The organism is Thiothrix subterranea, from assembly GCF_016772315.1.
GTDB lineage: Bacteria > Pseudomonadota > Gammaproteobacteria > Thiotrichales > Thiotrichaceae > Thiothrix > Thiothrix subterranea.
Genome location: NZ_CP053482.1, coordinates 773,471 through 794,222, shown reverse-complemented (window position 1 = coordinate 794,222; position 20,752 = coordinate 773,471). Strand labels below are relative to the sequence as shown.

Below are 20,752 nucleotides of genomic sequence, written 5' to 3'. Positions count from 1 at the left end.
AACGTTTGGTAGAAGAAGCTTACCAGATTAGTGATACCAAATTTGCGGAACTATTGGATGAGTTAAAACATTGCATCCGCCAACCAAACCCCGCACCTGTCGGTGATTTTTGCCTAGATGTCATGTCCCATGGGATCATATTCCCTCAAGGAGCTACCCACTATTCAAAGCACGGGCTATCCTTGAAGGCATCTTATCCACTCATGGTTACAAGGCAAAGCGTACATGAAACTGCATTCCGAAGCACGGACGACCCCGAAATTACGCAGCGAAATCAAGGCATCGTCGCTCACGCAAGCAGCGCTGGCGCAGCAATACAATGTCAGTCGCCTGACGATCCGCAAATGGCAGAACAGGGAGGAGATGACCGACAAATCGCACCGCCCCGATACGCTGCAAACCACGCTGACTGAGGCACAGGAATGGCTGGTGGTGGAGCTGCGCAAAACCCTGCTACTGTCGCTGGATGACCTGACCCACATCACCCAGGAATACATCAATGCCGCCGCCAGCCGTTCGGGTATTGACCGTTGCCTGCGCCGTCATGGGATTGCCAACCTGACGGTGATGAAGCAGGAATTGTACGGCGAAGAGCCACCGCCGAAAAAAGTATTCAAGGACTACGAACCCGGCTATATCCATATTGACATCAAATACTTGCCGAAGATGCCCGATGAGAAAGAACACCAATACCTATATGTCGCCATTGACCGCGCCAGCCGCATGGTGTGCCTTGCTATTTACCCCGGCAAAACCGCCGCCAGCACAGCAGATTTTCTGGGTAAGGTAGAGCAACGCTTCCCCATCAAGGTGCAATACGTGCTAACCGATAACGGCAAGGAATTCACCGACCGCTTTACCCGCAAAGGGGAACGTGACCCCACAGGGCAGCACAAATTCGATAAAGCCTGCAAAGCTATCAAGGCTGAACACCGCCTCACCAAGCCACGCACACCCCAAACCAATGGTATGGTGGAGCGCTTCAACGGACGGATCAGCGACTTGTTGCAAACCACCCGTTTCGCCTCATCTAATGAATTAGCTGAGGCGATCAAACATTATGAGCGGCTTTACAACCACTGCATCCCCCAGAAGGCACTGGAATACAAAACTCCTGTTCAAGCACTCAAGGAATGGCAGAAAAAGAAGCCAGATTTATTCAAAAAGAAAGTATATGATCTATCGGGACTTGACACCTAGACTTAAGGAATTACCGCTTTGATCGGGAGGAAGCCAATGCCCGCTAACCAACGCACGTTAAGTATTCCTGAACTCCGCGCTCTGCTGTCGGCTTTCAAACAACAGCACGGCACGGAATACAGCCTACGCGCTTTAGGCTATTTCGGCTCTTACGCCCACAATACCGCCACCCCAGACAGTGACGTGGACATCGTATTCGAGACCGACAACCCCAACCTGTTCCTGACCGCCATGATGAAACAAGACTTGGAAGCCGTGTTGGAAAAACCCGTGGACGTACTGCACCTGCGCGGACTCACCAACTCACGCCTGAAAGCCCGTATCGAACAGGAAGCCGTTTATGTATGACCGTGAACTGCTGATTGAAAAGCTGCAAACCTTGCTGGCAGCACTGCGCCGCATCCCTCGCCGTTTTGCTCCAATCACTGAACCTTCCGATTTCTATCTGACGGAAGACGGCGAGGATAAGCTAGATGCCATTTGCATGATTTTAATTGCAGCAGGTGAAGAGCTGAAAAATATCGACCGTAAAACCGAAGGCAAACTTTTCCCGCAATACCCAACGGTAAGATGGCGCGGCGCAATGGGAATGCGGGATGTGCTGGCACACACCTATTTTCATGTTGACGCAGAACAGTTGTTCAATATCTGTAAAAATGACATTCCCACCATGATTGCCACATTGGAAACGATGCTCAGTGATCTTCAGCAGGCTGAGCGCAATTGAAGACGGTGAAACTATAACGCCCCACAATCCTTCAACTGAATAATATTTCCCAAGTGCTTGGTCTTCTCGTAATGTCGCTTATCTGCCGTAACAAGTATGGCATCGTTACACATTGCCATTGCATGGAAGACACTATCGTAAATGGAAGGGTAGCCGCTTTGTGGATGACCCTGCTGGGTGATCTCGATGGCTTTTTTCATTTCCGCCCGTGTGAGTGTCCGCAATGGCAATAAGTGACGGGTTTGAAAATCCAGCAATTGGCTAACAAAATCAATCGGTACGTGATAATGGTTAGCCGTGCTGATCACTTCCAAATACAATAAATCCGGTGCTTGCAGATTAAACTCACGATTAGTGGCGCGAGCAAAGAGCACTAACGCCTGTTCGCTATCGGCTTCTTCCAAATACAGCTTGTTGAAAACAGAGGTGTCAATGATCAACGATTTCACGGTTGCGGCTCCGGTTGATGCCTTGCTGCCAAATATTCTCCCCGTTCTTGACGAATATGACGCAAGGTTTCAACCGAGTCGTGATCGACTTTAAAGCGGGTGAGGTTCTGTAACATGGCGAGTGCTTGTTGACGATGCCAGTTCTCCAGAGCTTGCTGGATGGCTTCGGCAACAAAGCGGGCGCGTTCTCCCTTGGGGATGGTGTTGTCTAGTTGATCTTTTAGTGTGTTGTCTATGGTAATACTAATACGCTGCATAGTGCTTACTCCTGAGTAATACTATTAGTGAGTATAGCGTGACATGACTGGCCTATCATCAACGAAATGGCGGAAATCCATCAAAAAACGGGGCAAATCCAAAGTCTGGTTCAGGTAGTCGGAAGCTTTTCAGCCATGCTTTAAGGTTTTTCACATCCTTCACCTTGAATTCCTCGTTTATCTGTTGTCATCATGTCAACATGAAAGCAAAGCTCATCCTGAAAGACAGAATCGTGTACGACGGCGGGTACATACAAGAAATGGTGATCTGGGAAGTGCCGCAACCCGTGGCAGGCAGTCAGAATCTCTATAAATATCGCTTATTTTTCGGTCTGCCAAATCAACGGATTGTCGGTTATGACAATGAACGCCCCAAAGGTGATCACAGGCATTACGGTGAGCGGGAGGAAGCTTATCCTTTCCTTACCATCCAGCAACTTGTGGGGGATTTTTTGGCGGATGTAGAAGAACAACGGAGGCAATATTATGCAGAACAACACTAAACGCACGCTCGAAATCAAAATCCAGTCTGAAAAACAGGCGATGCAAGCCTCGGCTGCACGTTTTCTAAATGCCTGGAACAAAAGCGAATACGCAGGCGAATACCTGACGTTTACCTCACCCGGCATGTTTTTTGAGGTGATTAACGCTCGCCGTTGGGATTTAGTCATCAAACTCCAAACGCTCGGCAAAACCAGCATCCGCGAATTGGCGCGACAGCTAGGGCGCGATGTCCGGCGGGTACACGATGACATTAAAATTCTGATCGACCACGGTATTGTCGAACAAGATGCAGAGGGCATTTGCGTTCCCTTCGATGAAATTCATGCCGACTTCACCTTGATGGCAGCGGCGGCGTAATAACCAATTACCTGTTATTAACCCCGCACCTGTCGGTGATTTTTGTTTAGCGGTGATGTGCTGCACCCGCGCCGCGCAGAATGCTATACTTCCTGCATGGGAAACAAAGACATCATCAGTAAATCAGTGCTAGGTCATTTGGCAGCAGACATCGCCAATCTGCTGTTAGGCTTAGGCGTGGATATGGATGCCGTGGAACTGCTCGACACCGAACAGCAACGGGTAGAGCAACGTCGCGCCGACCTAGTGGCACGGATGCGCCGCCAAGCCGACGGTGAAAACTTCATCCTGCACATCGAAATCCAAAATCAGAACGACAGCACCATGCCGTTGCGGATGTTGCGTTATTTCACCGACATCCAGCTTGCCTACCCGAAAGAAGCGGTGCATCAGCACTTAATCTACATCGGTAAAGAACGCCTGACCATGCCGGACTATTTTGCCGCCCCAGCGTTCACCTACCGCTATGCCCTGCTCGACATGCACACCGTCGATTGCAGCATCCTGCTGGCACAAGATACGCCCGACGCGCTGGTATTGGCGATTTTATGCGATTTCCGGGGTAAACCTGTGCAGGAAGTGGTCAACCACATCGTGCTGCGCCTGCGCGAACTCATGGGCGACGACGAAAGCGGCTTCCGCAACTACTTCGAGATGCTCGAAACCCTTGCTGAAAACCGCGACCTGCAACCCAACATCAAAGAGGCTGAAGAAATGTTGACACAAGTAGACGTAACCAAATTCGCCTCCTATAGCTGGGGCATGAGGGATGGTATCGAAAAGGGTATCGAGAAAGGTATCGAGAAAGGCAGATTGGAGGGGGAGTTAAAGAAAGCCCAAGAGGTTGCCCGTGGTCTGTTGCAGTTGGGGGTTATCGCTGAGGCAGATATTGCCCGCATTGCTGGTTTGTCTGTGGAAGAACTCCAGAAGCTGCGGGTTCAGCACTAGGCTTTGCTGTCGGCTTTCAAACAACAGCACGGCGCGGAATACAGCCTACGCGCTTTAGGCTATTTCGGCTCTTACGCCCACAATCACAATATTGCCACCCCAGACAGTGACGTGGACACCGTATTCGAGACCGACAACCGCATCTCTCGTCGCCTTGCCGCAATCGCTGAACCTTCCGACTTTTAACTGAGAAACGCCCCAACCTTCGCTTCCAGGAGCCGAATCAATTCCGGCTGCATATAATCGTAATCATCAGGAATATCCAAACAAATAACCCGCTTGCCATTCAGGTGAGCCTTAAACTGCTTTGACAGCTTGTTACGGTGGGCTTTTTCCATCACGAAAATCAGTGTTGCCCATTCGATTTGTTCGACGGAGAGATGCACGTCGGCATCATTGCCCAGCCCCGCAGAATCCGTTTCCACATTAGCCCAGCTAGAAAAAACCTGTTCAGCAGTCGGGCTGCGCAAGCGATTTTGGGTACAGATGAAGAGGGCACGGATCATTGCGGGTGACTCATGATTAACGAAACGGCGGAAATCCATCAAAAAACGGATCAAACTCAAATTCTGGTTCTGGCAAGCGCATGTTTTTCAACCATGCTTTAAGATTTTTCACATCTTTAAACTGCCGCAGATCTTGCTGGATACGCTTAATTTCTGACTGCATTATTTGGGTGTCATGTTTGACCATCATCACCAAGCGTTTCGGAGAAAGCGGTTCAAACGGTGGGATTTGCAGCATCATGCGGATTTGGTCTTCCTTGAGCATGACTTCTTCTTGTAATTCAGCCAGTTGGTCACTGAGGATTTTGTTGTAATGTTTGAGGCGTTCGGCGCTCAGGCTGCTGAGTTTGCTTTGGTCGATTTGCTCAACCGCGAGTTGTAATTCCAGCAGTTTCAGCAAATCTTTATTGCCGTAAGCGACGGTCACTTGCTGCATCAGTTCGGTTTTACGTTCGCGTTCTACGGGGTCTTGCTCGCGGTCGGGGTGCAAGGCGCTGGTGAGTTGGCGGTAAACGGCTTGAATGGATTTGCTGACATTGGCGGCTTCTTCCGCATCCTTGGCTTCTTTTGCCAGTTGTTTGGCAGATTTTTTGCGTTGGGGGCGGGCAGCAGCAGCGGCTTCAGCCTCGGCTTCGCGTTGTTTTACTTTTTCAAATAAGCGTTCGGCGGTGGCTTGTGGATTAGTTGGGTCAAACTCGTCAGGGTCTAGCTCAACACCAAATTCTTTTTCGATCATGGATTTCATGAACTCGTTCGCCATCGCTTGTTCTTCTTCCGCTTCGGTATCGTAGTCGCTGGCGGTGTATTTGTTATACATGGCTTTCAATTCATCGTTGTCACCGCTGCGTAGCAATTCTTCACAGAGTTCCACGATAAGGTGCGTGAGTTTTTCTTGTTGGGTTTTGGTGAATTTATTGGCGGTGAATTGCTGATCCAGCAGGTGCGCCATTGCCGTTTGCTGTTCCTTCATGCTTTGTTTTAACGGTTCTAATTTGTCGACGGCATCGGCGCGGCAACGCTCGAAGGTTTCCTGCCATTCTGCAAGCAGTTGTTTTTGCGCGTCGATTTTTTTAATCAGGGTGTTGAATTTCTTTTGCGCGGGCGACAATACGGCTTGTGCGGGCGCGGTTTTGATATGGACAACTTTTTTAGCGGGCATGGAGTCTTCCTGACAAGGTTTTGCGGTTAGTGTGGCATTAGGTGCGGCTTTGTTCCAGTATGCTGTGGAGAAATTCAGGAGATTGCGATGATTGAAGCGAATACCCGTGCTTTTCGTGCTGCGACGTTGGCGTTGTGCCTGGGTTCGGCGATGATTTTTGCCAACTTGCATGTGGTGCAGTCGTTATTGCCGACACTGGCGCAGCAATTTCAATTGACGGAATTGGAAGCAAGCTGGAGTTTGACGGTTACCATTTTGACGCTGGGTTTATCGTTGTTGGTGTATGGGCCGTTGTCGGATGCGATTGGGCGTAAACCGATCATGGTAGTGACGATGGCGGGTGCGGTGTTGACGACTTTGGCGTTGTCGCAGGTGGAAAGTTACACGAGTTTGCTGGTATTGCGTGGGTTGCAGGGTTTGTTTTTGGGCGGGCTGCCTGCGATTGCGATTGCGTACATGGGCGATGAATTTACCCGCAAAGCGGTGGTATTGGCGGTGGGGGTGTACATCAGTGCGAACAGTCTTGGCGGGGTGACAGGGCGCATGGTGGGTGGTTTCGTGGGGGAGCATTTCGGTTGGGCGGCGGCGTTTGGGGCAATGGGGGCGTTGAGTGCGGTGTTACTGGCGGTGTTTGTGTGGCTGTTGCCGAAGTCGCAGAATTTTCACCCGAAACCGTTGCACCCGCTACACATTGCGCGGGATATGAGCGGGCATTTGCGTAATCCGGTATTGCTGGTGGCGTTTTTGATTGCGGGCGGTAACTTTATGATTTTCCTGAATCAGTACAGTTACATCACGTTTGTGTTGGCGGCTGCACCGTATCATTTGTCGCCGCACGCGCTGGGTTTGCTGTTTTTGACGTATTTGAGCGGCACGCTGGCGGCTGCATTGTCGGGGCGGGTGACGCAGTATTTTTCCGCACCTGTGGGAATGGGCTTGGGGGTTGTGTTGTTGATGGCTGGCACGTTGCTGACGCTGATTCCGCACCTGTATGCGATTGTGTGGGGGTTTATGGTGAGCAGTTTGGGCTTTTTCCTGATGCATTCGCTGGCGAGTAGTTGGGTCAGTCACCATGCGTTGCAGGCGCGGGCGAGTGCGTCGTCGTTGTATTTGGTGTTTTATTACATGGGGGCGAGTGTCGGCGGGTTTGTGCTTGCGCCCTTTTGGGCATGGGAAGGCTGGTTGGGCATTGTGATGGGGTCGTTGTTGGTTTATAGCCTGACGTTGGGGTGCAGTGTGTGGTTATATCGGTGGCAGGTGCGGGCAGAGTCGCGTAAAGTTTGGGGATGATTCCCAAGTGTATGAATAGGTTGTGTTATGCGTGAATTAGCGCCGAATTCGTTTATTTTTGAACAGCGCGATGCGTTGCCGGGATTTTTGTGTGACAACATGGTGGCACGTTTCGAGCAGAATCTGGCGGATCAATACGCGGGGCGTATCGGTCAGGATATGGGCAGCAACCAAAGCGTGAAGAAAACCACCGATATTTTCGTGAGCGGCGATGATAAGCCGCATTGGAAAGATGTGGATAATAATTTGCACCGTTCGCTGGCGCTGGCGTTGCGGGAATTCCGCGAAATGTTTCCGTATTTCAAAGGCCCGTTTAAAGACATGGGCTATAACTTGCAACGTTATCAGCCGGGTGAGTATTACCATTGGCACATTGACGGTGGCAGTCATCAGTTTGCGATGCGCCAATTGGTAGCATTGTGGTATTTGAATGATGTGCCAGTTGAGGCGGGTGGTTCCACGGATTTTTTGTTTCAAAACCTCAGTGTGCAGCCAGAAAAAGGTAAGTTGGTATTATTTCCCCCGTTTTGGACGCATGAACACCGCGCAGGTGTGATGCAGTCAGGGGTGAAATATATTGCTACCACGTGGATTATTTTCGCCTAAACTTAGTTTGATTTAAATCAAGTTTGTTTGGGCGCAGAGGCATAGAATAGTGCAATGAAAACTGTAAACACCTTAATTTTCCTGCTATTTGCAACGACACCCAGTTTGGCGGCGGAAGCTGAGGGTGTTCCGCCACCGCCTGAAGCGTATTGCAAATGGGAGATGGTCAATTATTCAATTCCAGCGCCGTTGTGCGGTTTAAAAGGCGAGGCGCTACGTGGCGAGAAAGTCGTTGCGAATGCGGCTCGTGGGAATTGTTTAGCCTGTCACGAATTGCCGATTAAAGGCGTGGAAGCTTACGGCACGATTGCTCCACCCTTATCCGGCATTGCCAAGCGCTTGGCAGAGCCACAATTGCGCTTGCGAGTGGTGGATTCGCGCCATTTGAATCCGAATTCGATTATGCCGGGTTTTTACCGTGACCCCAGCCTGATTAATCGCCCCGGCAAGGGGTACGAGGGCAGAACCTTCCTCGCTGCTCAGGATGTGGAAGATGTCATCGCTTACTTGGTAACACTCAAATGATTACACGCACGTTATCACGCTTGTTGGTGAGTGGTTTGTTGCTGGCAAGCGTTGGCAATGCCTTAGCAGAAGCGCCTAAGCCCGCTAAGTCGGGGTATGAGTTCGTTAAGGAAGAAACCCGTGCCATGCAAGATGATGAAGTCGAAAACACCGGCTTTATTGCGGTCGAGCAAGGGCGTGAGCTGTTTAATCAGTCACCCGCTTCAGGCAAATCGTGCGCCAGTTGTCACGGTGAAACGGGCGAAAAGCTGGATGTGAAAAACCTTGCCCGTTACCCGATTTACGATAAAGCTTTGGGCGGCATTGTGCGGTTGGATGATCGCATCAACATTTGCCGTGAAAAGCAGTCGGGCGAAATGCCATTGCCAGCATATTCCGCTGAATTGATTGCCTTGGAAACGTTTGTACGGCATCTGGCGGTGGGTGAGCCGGTGAATGTGCAAACCGATGGGGAAATGGCGGATTTGCTGAAAAAGGGCGAGGAGCTTTATCACCTGCGATTTGGTTTGATTGATATGTCATGCGCCCATTGCCATGACAGTTATCCGGGGCAATTTATTCGCGGGCAAAAGATCAGCCAAGGGCAGGGCAACGGTTTCCCTGCTTACCGTTTGGATACTGGCGAAATGGCCAACCTCGACTTGCGGATTAAGCAATGTTTGGTGTTGATGCGTGCCGAGCCGTTTGCGCCGGATGCGGAAGAAAGTAAATTGTTGGGGGCGTATATTATGGCGCGTTCCAATGGGTTGAAGATTGAAACGCCTGCCATTAGGTATTGAGACAGTTCAGACCAGTTCGTGCCCCAGCATATCGCCTTCGGTATTCATGTGGATTTCGCGTACTTGCGGCATCCGCTTGAGGATGTAGGCTGCCATTAGCGTCCCGCTTTTTTGATTGCCATTGGAAAGTGCCGTCAGAATTTTATCTGCCACAATTTGGCACCGTTGTTCTTGATCCGGCTTGTCGACCCACTTGCGGCTCATTTGGTAGCCTTTATTCATATCCTGATCCATCTGCGCGAAAAAGTCTTCGCCTTCTACCAGCATAAAATCCGGCACGTCAATATCGCGTGTGGTGTCGTTGATTTGTATCCGTAATTGCATCACTCTTTAACCTATGCTTCTGTCTGGTGGGCAGATTACCCGATTCCGGCTTTGAAAGGAAATGCCATGCTATTACTGATTAAAAATGTCCTTGATGCGCAACGTGTGAAAGAAGTGCAGGAATTGCTTGCCACGGGTGAATTCGTGGATGGGCGCTTTTCGGCAGGTATGGAGGCGGCAAAGGTGAAGTATAACCAAGAGCTTTCCCCGAATAGCCCCTTGCATCGGCGTTTGAATGCGATGGTGATGTCGCCGCTGGTGCAACACTCGGAATATCAGGCGGCGGTGATGCCGTTACGGGTGGCGACGGCGTTCTATGCACGTTATTTGCCGGGGATGACGTATGGTTTCCACGTAGACGATCCGGTCATGGGGCCAATGTCGGGGCGTTACCGTACCGATGTGTCCACAACCGTTTTTCTTAACGACGATTATGAAGGTGGCGAAATCGTCATCCGTACCGCTTATGGGGAAGAAAAAATACGCGGGGAAGCCGGTGATGCGGTGGTGTATGATTCCGGCAGTTGGCACAAAGTCGCGGAAGTGACCAAAGGTATCCGTTTAGTGGCGGTGACGTGGGCGCAAAGCTTGGTGAAAGACCCGCAGCAGCGTGAGTTGCTCTACCAGTTAGCCAAAGCCCGCGAAGGCGTGATAGCAAAGTTACCCCAGTCAGATGAGGCTGCCAGTATCAGCACCGTGCACATTAATTTGCTACGGATGTGGAGTGAAGTGTAATTACCTAACGTAAACCCACCACTAAGCTGAAAATTCCTATTCTTTATCTGGAATGCAGTTTGCATCTCACGCTATTTTAGGTAGAAAAAGGAAATAACGTAGATGCAGCTACAAGGAGTTTTGCATGGGGCAATTGGTAATCAAAAAAGTGTCGTGGTGGGAAAGTCACGCCAAACAGCTTGTGATTTGGGGGCCGATCGCCGCCGTGCAAGCGAGTACGTTGGCAGGTTTAGGTTATTTCTATCAGCGTCTTAATGTATTGGAAGCCAATGACGTGTTGCCGCCCGCTCCGTCTGTTTTAAGCAGTAGCTTACAAGACGTGAAGCCGCTGCGTGTGGTGCGTACCAGCCGTATTCCGCTGCCACCACCGCCTGCGCCCGCTCCAGTGGCGCGTGTTCCTGTGGCGTTAAATAATAATACTGCCGTCATTGACTTTGCGCGCGTGGGGCAAGATTTTTCGGCAGTAGCAGTAAAACGTCCCGCCGTGGTCACGCAAAAAACGCTGCTGACATCAAAAACGGCGGTTAAAAAAGTCAAAGCCGTTAAAGCGATTAAAGCCAATGACGATGAGCGCGTGGCACAAGCCAATCGTTCTGAAATTCTCAGAAAGCAGGAGTCGAGTGATGCGAGTTTTCAGCTTGCGCCAAGCTTTCAAGAAGATGTGGTGGCGGCTAATGCTGTGGTGATTCCCGATGACGTGCCGCGCGGTCAGCCGTTACCGGTAGGCATTATCACTTGGGTATATTTGGGGGAATTGCGTGAGCAAGGCTGGCATGGGCAGCGTTTGCATATTGCTTCACACAGCGGTTTACCCGTGATTGGTGAGCAATACCGCACGCAAAAAATTCACGGCATTTACGACCAGCCTTATGGTACTCGCACCATGGGTGGTTTCCAAAAGGGTGATCTCGTTGAGATTTTAGATGTGCGCCATGAGGCGAACTTTGGTGTTTGGGCTGAAGTGCGCAAAGTGCGTTCGGTCGGCAAGCCGGGCTGTGTAACGTGTACTCAGTAGGTTGCTTCATCCGTTATTGGCATTAAAAAAGCCGCTAATGAGCGGCTTTTGCGTATCTGAAGCTGTGATAGCTTATTTCCAGAAATTCGCTTCTTTAGAAGCCATTTCGCGGACTTCATTAGTCAGTTCCTGATAACGTTCGCGGTAAGCTTTCCACTCACCAACGTAATACTCTTCAGCACTGAAATTACCTGATTGCTCATATGCAGTAAATTTGCGCTGCATTTCAATCATTTCGCTGATCAGCTCTTGCTTAGTGCTCATGTCCGATGCCTCTCTAAAATTAACCAAATCCTAATAACAGGATAAACGGATTCACGTAAAAGGGGGAATACCCCCTTTCGGGTAGAAATCAATAGCCGCCTTTGCGGTTAGTGGCTGGCAGACCAGCGACTTTCAAGCCTTGCTTGCTGGGTGCGCGTGGAAACAGGGTGTACATGTCTTTACTGGTCAGCTTTTTGTCGCCCCACTGATCAGCCATGGCTTTCTGGATAATGCGTTCCATTGGTTGCGTGCCACCGTTGTTGATGTATTGATCACGCAAATAGTTGATCACATCCCAATGACGCTCGCTCAATTCGCCAATACCTTCTTCAGCAGCAATAACTTTAGCAACTTCTTCGTTCCAATCGTTGAGGTCTACCAGATAACCTGCTTCAGTGGTTTCGATGGTTGTACCGTTTACTTCGTAAGCCATGTTTAATTCCTCATGCAAATATGAATGTTGCCATTCGATGAAATTCTTGACCGCAAAATTATACGAAAAAGCAGTGCGCCTCCCATTCCTCAAAAGGGATAGGGGAAAGGTGCGTGACTATTCCGTTGGTTTCAGGGTTTTAATGCCTTTGTGCGGCATAAATAGCCCGCAACCCAGCTTGCGCCCTTCACCCAGCCCGTATTGCTGCAAGCGAATGGAAGGGTCACTGTCCAAATCCGCCAGCATTAAGTGGCGCGTGTGTAACACGCCTTGCGGGGTACGCAGTGCGTGACTTTTGCCGCATAGCATCTTTTTCACCTTGAAATCCGCTACCCGTTTTACTTCTGCTGCCATGCGTTGCAAGAAGCTATTTTCGTCTTCTGCAGCATCCGAGAGCACGTAACGCGCAAAAATCACCGAGGTATGCACGAACGGTTTTTCCTTCATGTCCCGCAAGCCGACTTTGTAGCCGTTTACATCCAACGTTGTGCCGGACAGTGCTTGTGTTTCGGGGATGCGTGATTTGGGAATGCGTAAAAACATCCGCGTGCGCCGCGACGGTAGCAGTAATTGGTTGCTGGCATCATCGGGGCGTTCCCAGCCGTTGCCACTTTCAGCAACGTGAATTGGGTGAACACCCGCGACGATTTCATCGGCAAACCAAGGCAGGGCTTGCTGGACGGCTTGTGCTAAATCCCACGCATGATCCAGCGGCAATTGCTTGCACGCAATGGCGAAACTCACGTCCAGCACGTCATCGGGTGCTTGATAGGGGAGGGTTTTGTCCTCGTCTTCCTGCCAAAACATGTCGCTTACCTCGCCGACGAAAAAGTGATTTCCAATTGGTCGTACCAATCATCGGGGCGGTCTTTGTAGCCGGGTGGTTCAATATCAATCTGGAAAAAGATTGAGCCGGTTTCCAAAGCGCGTTGTTGCACGATTTGCTTTAATTCCTCGAAATTGCTGATCTTATCGCCGTCTACCATCAAAATTTGGCTTAAACTGAGCATATTCTCTCCTTAGGTTCTTTAACCCGATCAAAATAACGTCCACGGTATAGCAGGCGGGTTTGTGTCGGGTCGTCGCTGTCTTTAAATGCAGTGCGGTTATGCAGCACGTTGTTGCACAACAAGCCTTCGCCTGCTTGTAATGTGTACCCTATTTTGTAAGGTGAGTCCTGTTGCCATAAATTCAATAGGAAATCGGCGGCTTCCCGTGTCATCGGGTCATCACGCCAGATCACATTGCGCTGGCGGGCGGAATAGCGCATGTGCAAATGCCCCGCAGCGGTGACGCTAAACACGGGGCCGGATTGTTCGGGGCGAATGATTTCCCCGTTCAATATGTTGGCCGGAATCGTGAAGGCATTCGGGTGCATCAAGGCGTGAATGTAATCAGGGTTGGCATCACGCAATAAAATGTAGGCAATTTCATGATCCATCAACCAGCTTTCACCGCCTTCAAGTGCTGGTTGGGCGCAATGCAACAACATGCCGTGAATTTGCTCTTCGGGCAGGTTGTAGTAACCGTCGGTATGCCAGCTCAGCGGTTTATTGGTGTAGGGAATGTAATCATGCTGCCCCGCGTGCGAGGTAACGTGTAAGGAAGTGAGGCTATCTTCATCCGCGCACAGATTGCTATCCAGCCGCAACAAGCCCACTTTCTGCCCTAAACGGTGGACGTGCCGCTTGCTGCGCACGTCGCCTTGCACAAAATGGTACAGCGCGAGATTGTGTTGGTGACAAATGCGCTGGAGTTGCGCTATTTCGGTGTTAGTGGGGTTTTCAGGGTCTGCAATTGTCGTCATCAACGCTTCGGGTCGTAACGGGTAGGCTGATAATTTTTTGTTACGCCATGTTTGATAGGTGGTTAACTCATTGAGATTAAAAGGAGAATTATGCATCTTATAGACCTCGACAAAGACCGATAATCACTGTAGCTATTTGCAATATTAAAAAATCCGAATATGCTATTGTACCGCTGCTAGTGGACTATTTTTGATTATGTTAAGCGCCTATCCCCTTAGGGATACAGCATGGATTCAGCTAACACCCCATGGGTGAGATTCTATGATGCAGGCATGACGCATACACTTAGCCCACTCGCAAATAGAGCGAAACCACGTTACGTGACCCGTTTTTGACTTGATCTTTCCCTTGGCTGTGAAGTTTGTAGAGCTGGTCAAGAGGAAACGCCATTGCAATCGTTTACTGAGGAGGCAGGTATGGCAACGAACAATTATCCAACGCCGATGCTGGATGTACTGGAAGAAGGCCCATGGCCTAGCTTCATCAGCGGTTTCAAGAAACTGCGTGATGAGCATCCAGATGAGCGCATCCGCAACACCATCAACGGCCTGATGGGTCAGTTGGAGCATTCTTACGAAACCAAAATGGGCTACTGGAAAGGTGGTACCATTTCTGTCTTCGGTTATGGCGGCGGCATTATTCCGCGCTTCTCTGAAGTCGGTCACATGTTCCCGGAATCCAAAGAATTCCACACCCTGCGTGTACAGCCACCGGCTGGCAACTACTACACCACTGACATGCTGCGCCAATTGGCAGATAGCTGGGAGAAGTGGGGTTCTGGTTTGCAGACGTTCCACGGTCAAACCGGCAATATCATGTTCATCGGTGCGAACAGCGTTAACTTCCAACACTTCTTTGATGAAATCAACGAATACGGTTGGGACTTGGGTGGTGCAGGCCCTTGCGTGCGTACTGGTATGTCTTGTGTCGGTGCAGCACGTTGCGAAATGTCTAACTGCAACGAACACGCGATCCATCGCCGTCTGATGAATAACTTCACGGATGACGTGCATCGCCCAGCGCTGCCTTACAAGTTCAAATTCAAAGTTTCTGGCTGCCCGAACGACTGCCAAAACGCGATTGAACGTGCGGACTTCGCGGTTATCGGTACTTGGCGTGATGACATGAAAGTCAACCAAGAAGCCGTTAAAGAAATGATCATGAAGAAAGCCAAGGAAATTGGCAAAGAAGGTGATCGTTCTGCGGGTCGTCAATACATGTTCGACAACGTTATCAGCCGCTGCCCAACGCAAGCGATCAAGCTGAACGATGACGACACTATCACCGTTGATAACAGCAACTGTGTACGTTGTATGCACTGCCTGAACGTTATGCCAAAAGCACTGCAAGTCGGTGATGATAAAGGCGTAACTGTTTTGATCGGTGGTAAGCGTACTCTGAAAATCGGCGACTTGATGGGTATCGTCACGATCCCGTTCATGAAGCTGGATACTGAAGAAGATTACGAGCGCATCGTTGAACTGGCTGCTTCCATCATCGACTTCTGGGCTGAAAATGGTCTGGAACACGAACGTTGCGGCGAAATGATTGAGCGTATCGGTCTGGTGAACTTCCTCGAAGGCATCGGTATCGACCCAGATCCAAACATGATCAAGCAACCACGTAACGTTTCTTACGTGCGTACTGACGGTTGGGACGAAGCTGCTGAAGCTTGGTTCAACCGCAAGCGCGAAGAGAAAATGGCTGCTGCTGCCTAAGACGGCACTTCGCAACAAGGCAGTGTTTAACCCTGCCTTGTTGCCCAGATTATTGATAAATTTGAGTTTGACGGAGGCTTCACATGGCCGCACCAGAAATGCGCGATCCTATTGAGTCTGGATGCCCGGATGGTTTCCAGTACATGCACCCAGTTATGCGCCGTAACTTCGGCCTGTGGGCATATCACGAAGACCCACGCCCAGGCGTTTTGGTTCACGTATCCAAAACAGGCGAAAAAGTTTGGACAGTTCGTGCTGGTACTCAACGTATCCTCGACGTGTTCACGCTGCGTAAGCTGATGGACATCGGCGATACTTATGGCGAAGGTTATGTTCACTTCACCATTCGTTCTAACATCGAATTCCAAATGGCTGACGGCGCGAAAGTCGAGCCACTGGTAAAAGCATTGGAAGATGCCGGTTTCCCAGTCGGTGGTACACGTAACTCCGTGACTTCACTGTCTCATACGCAAGGTTGGTTGCACTGCGACATTCCGGGTACTGACGCTTCTGGTGTCGTGAAAGCGATGATGGATGAGCTGCTGCCAGAGTTTAAGTCATGGAATATGCCTAACCGCGTACACATTACGACTTCTTGCTGCCAGATCAACTGTGGCGGTCAAGGCGACATCGCGATCAACGTTCAGCACGTTAAGCCACCCAAAATCAACCACGCGCTGGTTGGTAATGTGTGCGAACGTCCAACGGTTGTAGCACGTTGCCCAGTAGCGGCGATTCGCCCTGCAATGGTTGACGGCAAGCCTTCCTTGGAAGTTGATGAGAAGAAGTGCATTTGTTGCGGTGCTTGCTACCCGCCATGCCCTCCAATGCAAATCAACGACCACCAGTACACGCAGTTGGCTGTTTGGATCGGTGGTAATCACTCCAACGCACGTGGCAAGCCTACTTTCCAACGTTTGGTGGCAGCGGGTATCCCGAACAATCCACCACGCTGGCCTGAAGCGACTGCGATCGTTAAGAAAATTCTGGAGTGCTACAAAGCTGGCGCGAAAGATTGGGAGCGTATCAACGAGTGGGTTGAGCGTATCGGTTGGCCGCGTTTCTTTGAAGTGACTGGTTTGCCATTCACCAAGTATCACATCGACAACTGGCGTGGTGCGCGTGCGAACCTGAACTCTTCAACGCACATCCGCTTCTGATCGACAACGATACGAGGAATAGCACGGAATGAAATACACAATTATGGTTAACGAAGGTCCGTATCAGCACCAGTCTGCTGATACTGCCTTGCAGTTCACCCGTGCCGCGCTGGAGAAGGGACACGAGATTTTCCGTGTTTTCTTCTACCATGACGGCGTAAATAACGGCACACGTCTGAGCGTTCCACCGGCTGACGACCGCCTGATCCAGAAATCCTGGTCAGAGTTGGCTGAAAAGCACGGTTTGGACTTGGTTATCTGTATCGCAGCGGCACAACGTCGCGGCTTGATGGATGCCGATGAAGCGAAACGTCAAGGTTTGGATGCTAACAACATTGCCCCCGGTTTCCGTATTTCGGGCTTGGGTCAGTTGGTTGAAGGCGGTATCCAGTCTGATCGTTTAGTCGTGTTTGGCGATTAAGGAGCTGATAAAGATGTCTACAAAGAATTTTCTGTTTGTAAACCGCAAAGCTCCTTACGGCACGGTCTACGCACTGGAAGCCTTGGAAGTCGTACTGATTTCCGCTGCGTTTGAGCAAAATGTTAGTTTGGCATTCATCGACGACGGTGTTTACCAAATTACTAAAGGTCAAAACAGCAAAGCCACTGGCATGAAGAATTTCTCGCCGACGTTCCGTGCGCTGGGTGACTACGACATTACCAAGCTGTATGTTTCCAGCGAGTCTTTGGCAGAACGTGGTCTGACGGTTGATGACCTGATGGAACTCACTTACGAAGATGCTGACGACGATTACGCTGAAAAGCCTTCCATTATTCTGGTCAACCGCGAGGAAATGGCTGCAATGATGGCAGAGCAAGAAGTGATTTTGAGCTTCTAACGGAGGATTTGAACATGTCTATGTTACATATTGTCAACAAGTCCCCGTTTGAACGTGTGGCTTTTGAAAGTTGCTTGGCACACGCCAATGCAGGTGATTCGATCCTGATGATTGAAGATGCCGTGGTTGGTGCAGTCGATGGATCAAGCTTTTCTGGTAAGATAAAGGCTGCGATGTCTGATAAGGCTGTGTATGTGTTAGGTGCAGACCTAGCGGCACGCGGTTTGGAAGGCAAAGCAATGGATGGGATTGTGAGCGTTGATTACGCAGGTTTTGTAGACCTGACGGCAAATAACGACACCACCCAAAGCTGGCTGTAAGTTTTAACATTTTTTGACAGGAGGCCACACAATGGCATCAATTAACGTTGGCGGCAAAGACATCGCGCTGGACGAAGAAGGCTATCTGGAAAACCTGAACGACTGGACTCCAGAAGTTGCAGAAGTTCTGGCTAAAGGCGAAGACGTAACTCTGACTTCTGAACACTGGGAAATCCTGAATTTCCTGCGTGAATACTACGAAGAATATCAAATCGCTCCAGCGGTTCGCGTTCTGACTAAAGCAGTTGGTAAGCGTTTGGGTGCTGACAAAGGTAACTCCAAGTACCTGTACAGCCTGTTCCCATACGGCCCTGGCAAGCAAGCTTGTAAATACGGCGGTCTGCCTAAGCCAACTGGTTGCGTATAATTATACGTCACTAGTTAGGTCGTAAGACGCGAAGATTGCTCCGGTTCGCCGGAGCCTCTTCTTAAGCCCTGTTGTTGACAGGTTTTCAGAAGAGAGACTAATGACTTCAGGAGTACGCAGTGACATTCGTAAGTATCCTTTACGGACTGTTGTTTTGGGCGGCAACGTTGATTTTGATTGGCGGTGTGGCTGTAAAAGTCCGTCAATACTGGAACACCCCAGCCCCATTGAAGATTCCGACCACACCCGCACCGGTTACGCAGGGCGGTGTTGTATGGCGCATGTTCCGTGAAGTGGTGTTTTTCCAGAGCTTGTTTCGTTCAAACAAAACCTTGTGGTTGTTTGCGTTCCTGTTCCACATCTCCTTGTGGCTGGTATTGATCCGTCATAGCCGCTATTTCGTGGGCATGAATGACTTACTGGTGTTCTTGCAGCCGTTTGGTCGTTATGCAGGCTTCACGATGGTACTGGGTTTGGCTGGCTTGTGGGCGCGTCGTTTTCTCGTGGATCGCGTGCGTTACATTTCCGCCCCGTCTGACCATTTGATGTTGGCATTGCTGATTGCGATTGGTATCAGCGGCTTGATGATGAGTTTTGTGACGCACACTGATGTGACGCAAGTGAAAGCATTTTTTGGTGGTATGTTGACCTTCGGTTTCTTTGGTGAAGCCGGTCTTCCTGCCGAACCGATTGTATTGGTGCATTTGTTGTTGGTGGCATTGCTGATGATCATTTTCCCGATCAGTAAGTTGATGCACGCTCCGGGTATCTTTTTCAGCCCGACTCGTAACCAAGTGGATAACCCGCGTGAAAAACGCCATGTATCCGGCTGGGCATTGGAACTGGAACGTCAAGGTAAAAACTACCTCGACGAACTGAAGAAATAAGAGGTAAGCACCGTGGCTGATTACGAAGTTCCAAAGTTGACGGGTGAAGGGTATTGCGAAGTTCCGGCAGTACGCGACGATGTAATGAAGGGCAAAGGCCCCTACATTGCGAAACCCGACTTTCAGACAGCATTGCATTTTCCGGCAGATTTCGACGCAGCAGGGTCATTAGTCCCTAACTGGAAAGAACGCGCCCTCGACAAAATGGCGGATTTGAAAGGCCGTTATCGTTCATTGCAAGTGTTTCTGGATATTTGCGTCAAGTGCGGCGCGTGTACCGACAAGTGCCATTACTTTATTGGTACGTCTGACGCGAAAAATATGCCAGTGGCGCGTCAGGATTTGTTGCGTAAAGTTTATCGCCGTTACTTCACGTTTGCGGGTAAATATTTCCCCAAACTGGTCGGGGCAACCGACCTGACTGAAGAAGTATTGGCTGACTGGTATAACTATTATCACCAGTGTTCACAGTGCCGTCGTTGTTCCGTGTTCTGCCCCTATGGCATTGATACGGCTGAAATTTCAATGGCAGCACGTGAAATTCTTGACCACGTTGGTTACGGTCAAAAGTATTGCAACGAGATTATCGGTAAGGTCTTTAAGATCGGTAATAACCTCGGTTTGCCAGGCCCAGCACTGTTCGACACAGTGGAAGGTTTGGAAGAAGACGTTGAAGCGGATACTGGCATTAAAGTCCGCTTCCCGCTGGATGAAGACGGCGCGGAAGTGTTGTTGGTCACACCATCAGCAGACTTCTTTGCCGAACCACATATCGACGGTTTGATTGGTTACGCGAAAGTGTTCCACGAAACCGGCGTGACGTGGACAATGAGTACCATCGCGTCAGAAGCGGGTAACTTCGGCATGTTCATCGGCTCTTACGAGACCATGCGCCGGGTTTCTTTGCGGGTTCGTGAAGCAGCCATCAAGCACAAGGTTAAGCGCATTGTGTTCGGCGAATGTGGTCACGCATGGCGTGTGGCGTACAGCTTCCTGAATACCTTGGCTGGGCCGTTTGATTTCTTGGATCAGCGTTACCCGATTCCACAGCATATTCTGGAATTCACGTGGAGTCATATCCAAGCCGGTAACTTGCAAATCGACAAGACCGAGAATGACGACAAAGTATTGACCTTCCACGACTCGTGCAACGTGGCGCGTGGTAGCCGGATGGGTGATTACCCCGGTGGTCAGTTCGACATTCCACGTCACGTTATCCGTGCGGTGTGTAACAACTTTGTGGACATGCCAGCCGATACCATCCATGACGCAACCTTCTGTTGCGGTGGTGGTGGCGGTTTGCTGACCGACGACTTGATGGAAATTCGCGTGAAAGGCATTCAGCCGCGTGCGGAAGCCCTTAAGCATGTCACTACCCACAACGGTGTGACGCACATGGCAGCGATTTGCGCGATTTGCAAATCACAGTTTACGAAAGTGTTGCCGTACTACGGTTTCACGATGGATCAAATTGTTAGTGTTCACCAGTTGGTGAGTAACGCGCTTGTCCTGCAACGGCAAGTGTCCGTGCAGGCACGTCCCGACGACGAAGACGGCGACGAAGACTAATTACGA

Annotated in this window: 31 protein-coding genes; 21 read left to right on the top strand and 10 right to left on the bottom strand. The window is 50.2% G+C overall.

Going from position 1 to position 20,752, the window contains the following annotated elements; genetic code table 11:
• The first annotated feature begins 225 nt into the window (after positions 1-225).
• From HMY34_RS03825 to HMY34_RS03815, 3 genes are read left to right on the top strand one after another with little or no spacing between them, the layout of a single operon-like run.
• Entirely contained in the window at positions 226-1,200 is a 975-nt protein-coding gene (locus HMY34_RS03825; protein WP_202717987.1) for an IS481 family transposase, read from the top strand.
• Between the two features lie 36 nt (positions 1,201-1,236).
• Positions 1,237-1,548, top strand: coding sequence for a nucleotidyltransferase family protein (locus HMY34_RS03820; protein WP_202717985.1), 312 nt, complete (start codon positions 1,237-1,239; stop codon positions 1,546-1,548).
• On the top strand, positions 1,541-1,927 hold the full coding sequence (locus HMY34_RS03815; RefSeq protein WP_202717984.1) for a HepT-like ribonuclease domain-containing protein: 387 nt from the start codon (positions 1,541-1,543) through the stop codon (positions 1,925-1,927). Before HMY34_RS03820 ends, HMY34_RS03815 begins: the two co-directional genes overlap by 8 nt.
• A gap of 11 nt (positions 1,928-1,938) precedes the next feature.
• On the opposite strand, the gene HMY34_RS03810 is transcribed toward HMY34_RS03815, so the two are convergent.
• Both HMY34_RS03810 and HMY34_RS03805 read right to left on the bottom strand, forming a co-directional pair.
• Complete coding sequence (locus HMY34_RS03810) at positions 1,939-2,376, bottom strand: type II toxin-antitoxin system VapC family toxin (RefSeq protein ID WP_202717982.1); 438 nt, start codon at positions 2,374-2,376, stop codon at positions 1,939-1,941.
• Positions 2,373-2,633 (bottom strand): hypothetical protein, encoded by a 261-nt coding sequence (locus tag HMY34_RS03805; RefSeq protein WP_202717981.1) that lies wholly within the window; start codon positions 2,631-2,633, stop codon positions 2,373-2,375. The genes HMY34_RS03810 and HMY34_RS03805 overlap by 4 nt, the downstream gene beginning before the upstream one ends.
• A 200-nt stretch (positions 2,634-2,833) precedes the next feature.
• On the opposite strand from HMY34_RS03805, the gene HMY34_RS03800 reads away from it, so the two are divergent.
• The 4 genes from HMY34_RS03800 (at position 2,834) to HMY34_RS03785 (ending at position 4,628) form a co-directional block, all read left to right on the top strand.
• The gene (locus HMY34_RS03800; RefSeq protein ID WP_202717979.1) at positions 2,834-3,136 is read left to right on the top strand and encodes a toxin-antitoxin system TumE family protein; all 303 of its coding nucleotides are present in this window, start codon (positions 2,834-2,836) and stop codon (positions 3,134-3,136) included.
• Positions 3,120-3,494: an HVO_A0114 family putative DNA-binding protein gene (locus HMY34_RS03795; RefSeq protein ID WP_202717978.1), complete on the top strand. Its 375-nt coding sequence runs from the start codon at positions 3,120-3,122 to the stop codon at positions 3,492-3,494. The genes HMY34_RS03800 and HMY34_RS03795 overlap by 17 nt, the downstream gene beginning before the upstream one ends.
• A gap of 96 nt (positions 3,495-3,590) precedes the next feature.
• Positions 3,591-4,442 (top strand): RpnC/YadD family protein, encoded by an 852-nt coding sequence (locus HMY34_RS03790; RefSeq protein WP_202717977.1) that lies wholly within the window; start codon positions 3,591-3,593, stop codon positions 4,440-4,442.
• A gap of 3 nt (positions 4,443-4,445) precedes the next feature.
• Positions 4,446-4,628 carry a hypothetical protein gene (locus HMY34_RS03785; protein WP_202717976.1) on the top strand — a complete coding sequence of 61 codons (183 nt, stop codon included), beginning with the start codon at positions 4,446-4,448 and terminating at the stop codon, positions 4,626-4,628.
• Here the strand turns inward: HMY34_RS03785 and HMY34_RS03780 are convergent.
• Positions 4,625-4,948: a low molecular weight protein tyrosine phosphatase family protein gene (locus HMY34_RS03780; RefSeq protein WP_202717975.1), complete on the bottom strand. Its 324-nt coding sequence runs from the start codon at positions 4,946-4,948 to the stop codon at positions 4,625-4,627. The two genes, HMY34_RS03785 and HMY34_RS03780, sit on opposite strands and share 4 nt — an antisense overlap.
• Before the next feature lie 16 nt (positions 4,949-4,964).
• Complete coding sequence (locus HMY34_RS03775; protein WP_202717974.1) at positions 4,965-6,107, bottom strand: molecular chaperone DnaJ; 1,143 nt, start codon at positions 6,105-6,107, stop codon at positions 4,965-4,967.
• Between the two features lie 87 nt (positions 6,108-6,194).
• Between HMY34_RS03775 and HMY34_RS03770 the strand changes: the two genes are divergently transcribed.
• Genes HMY34_RS03770 through soxA form a run of 4 tightly spaced genes read left to right on the top strand, consistent with a single transcriptional unit; the run spans position 6,195 to position 9,307 of the window.
• Positions 6,195-7,397, top strand: coding sequence for an MFS transporter (locus HMY34_RS03770; RefSeq protein ID WP_202717973.1), 1,203 nt, complete (start codon positions 6,195-6,197; stop codon positions 7,395-7,397).
• Positions 7,398-7,424: 27 nt separating this feature from the next.
• Complete coding sequence (locus HMY34_RS03765) at positions 7,425-8,003, top strand: 2OG-Fe(II) oxygenase family protein (protein ID WP_202717972.1); 579 nt, start codon at positions 7,425-7,427, stop codon at positions 8,001-8,003.
• 54 nt (positions 8,004-8,057) lie between these two features.
• Positions 8,058-8,528, top strand: a complete 471-nt coding sequence (gene soxX / locus HMY34_RS03760) for a sulfur oxidation c-type cytochrome SoxX (protein ID WP_202717971.1) — start codon at positions 8,058-8,060, stop codon at positions 8,526-8,528.
• A complete protein-coding gene (gene soxA / locus HMY34_RS03755; RefSeq protein WP_202717970.1) occupies positions 8,525-9,307 on the top strand; it encodes a sulfur oxidation c-type cytochrome SoxA in 783 nt (260 codons plus the stop codon). The genes soxX and soxA overlap by 4 nt, the downstream gene beginning before the upstream one ends.
• A gap of 6 nt (positions 9,308-9,313) precedes the next feature.
• On the opposite strand, the gene HMY34_RS03750 is transcribed toward soxA, so the two are convergent.
• On the bottom strand, positions 9,314-9,631 hold the full coding sequence (locus tag HMY34_RS03750) for a hypothetical protein (RefSeq protein ID WP_202717969.1): 318 nt from the start codon (positions 9,629-9,631) through the stop codon (positions 9,314-9,316).
• Positions 9,632-9,697: 66 nt separating this feature from the next.
• On the opposite strand from HMY34_RS03750, the gene HMY34_RS03745 reads away from it, so the two are divergent.
• Both HMY34_RS03745 and HMY34_RS03740 read left to right on the top strand, forming a co-directional pair.
• Positions 9,698-10,366 (top strand): Fe2+-dependent dioxygenase, encoded by a 669-nt coding sequence (locus HMY34_RS03745; protein ID WP_202717968.1) that lies wholly within the window; start codon positions 9,698-9,700, stop codon positions 10,364-10,366.
• A 124-nt stretch (positions 10,367-10,490) separates the two neighbouring features.
• Entirely contained in the window at positions 10,491-11,381 is an 891-nt protein-coding gene (locus HMY34_RS03740; RefSeq protein ID WP_202717966.1) for a hypothetical protein, read from the top strand.
• A 72-nt stretch (positions 11,382-11,453) separates the two neighbouring features.
• Here the strand turns inward: HMY34_RS03740 and HMY34_RS03735 are convergent, their stop codons facing one another.
• The 5 genes from HMY34_RS03735 to HMY34_RS03715 all read right to left on the bottom strand — a co-directional run bounded on the left by HMY34_RS03735 (position 11,454) and on the right by HMY34_RS03715 (position 13,885).
• Entirely contained in the window at positions 11,454-11,645 is a 192-nt protein-coding gene (locus HMY34_RS03735; RefSeq protein ID WP_202717965.1) for a hypothetical protein, read from the bottom strand.
• An 88-nt stretch (positions 11,646-11,733) separates the two neighbouring features.
• The gene (locus HMY34_RS03730; RefSeq protein ID WP_202717964.1) at positions 11,734-12,078 is read right to left on the bottom strand and encodes a TusE/DsrC/DsvC family sulfur relay protein; all 345 of its coding nucleotides are present in this window, start codon (positions 12,076-12,078) and stop codon (positions 11,734-11,736) included.
• A gap of 117 nt (positions 12,079-12,195) precedes the next feature.
• Positions 12,196-12,885 (bottom strand): type I-MYXAN CRISPR-associated protein Cas6/Cmx6, encoded by a 690-nt coding sequence (gene cas6 / locus HMY34_RS03725; RefSeq protein WP_202717963.1) that lies wholly within the window; start codon positions 12,883-12,885, stop codon positions 12,196-12,198.
• A 5-nt stretch (positions 12,886-12,890) separates the two neighbouring features.
• Complete coding sequence (locus HMY34_RS03720; RefSeq protein WP_202717962.1) at positions 12,891-13,088, bottom strand: hypothetical protein; 198 nt, start codon at positions 13,086-13,088, stop codon at positions 12,891-12,893.
• Positions 13,076-13,885, bottom strand: coding sequence for a TauD/TfdA family dioxygenase (locus tag HMY34_RS03715; protein ID WP_228287974.1), 810 nt, complete (start codon positions 13,883-13,885; stop codon positions 13,076-13,078). Before HMY34_RS03715 ends, HMY34_RS03720 begins: the two co-directional genes overlap by 13 nt.
• A 417-nt stretch (positions 13,886-14,302) precedes the next feature.
• Here HMY34_RS03715 and dsrA point away from each other — a divergent pair, with 417 nt between their 5' ends.
• The 8 genes from dsrA (at position 14,303) to dsrK (ending at position 20,746) form a co-directional block, all read left to right on the top strand.
• Positions 14,303-15,604, top strand: a complete 1,302-nt coding sequence (gene dsrA / locus HMY34_RS03710) for a dissimilatory-type sulfite reductase subunit alpha (RefSeq protein WP_202717960.1) — start codon at positions 14,303-14,305, stop codon at positions 15,602-15,604.
• A gap of 83 nt (positions 15,605-15,687) precedes the next feature.
• Positions 15,688-16,764, top strand: a complete 1,077-nt coding sequence (gene dsrB, locus HMY34_RS03705) for a dissimilatory-type sulfite reductase subunit beta (protein ID WP_202717959.1) — start codon at positions 15,688-15,690, stop codon at positions 16,762-16,764.
• 28 nt (positions 16,765-16,792) lie between these two features.
• On the top strand, positions 16,793-17,185 hold the full coding sequence (tusD, locus tag HMY34_RS03700; RefSeq protein ID WP_202717958.1) for a sulfurtransferase complex subunit TusD: 393 nt from the start codon (positions 16,793-16,795) through the stop codon (positions 17,183-17,185).
• Between the two features lie 13 nt (positions 17,186-17,198).
• Positions 17,199-17,603 carry a sulfurtransferase complex subunit TusC gene (tusC, locus tag HMY34_RS03695; protein ID WP_202717957.1) on the top strand — a complete coding sequence of 135 codons (405 nt, stop codon included), beginning with the start codon at positions 17,199-17,201 and terminating at the stop codon, positions 17,601-17,603.
• Between the two features lie 14 nt (positions 17,604-17,617).
• Complete coding sequence (tusB, locus tag HMY34_RS03690) at positions 17,618-17,923, top strand: sulfurtransferase complex subunit TusB (protein ID WP_202717956.1); 306 nt, start codon at positions 17,618-17,620, stop codon at positions 17,921-17,923.
• 31 nt (positions 17,924-17,954) lie between these two features.
• Positions 17,955-18,290 carry a TusE/DsrC/DsvC family sulfur relay protein gene (locus tag HMY34_RS03685; RefSeq protein WP_202717955.1) on the top strand — a complete coding sequence of 112 codons (336 nt, stop codon included), beginning with the start codon at positions 17,955-17,957 and terminating at the stop codon, positions 18,288-18,290.
• A gap of 119 nt (positions 18,291-18,409) precedes the next feature.
• Positions 18,410-19,177 (top strand): respiratory nitrate reductase subunit gamma, encoded by a 768-nt coding sequence (locus HMY34_RS03680; RefSeq protein WP_202717954.1) that lies wholly within the window; start codon positions 18,410-18,412, stop codon positions 19,175-19,177.
• A 12-nt stretch (positions 19,178-19,189) separates the two neighbouring features.
• Positions 19,190-20,746: a sulfate reduction electron transfer complex DsrMKJOP subunit DsrK gene (gene dsrK, locus HMY34_RS03675; RefSeq protein ID WP_202717953.1), complete on the top strand. Its 1,557-nt coding sequence runs from the start codon at positions 19,190-19,192 to the stop codon at positions 20,744-20,746.
• Positions 20,747-20,752: the final 6 nt, after the last annotated feature.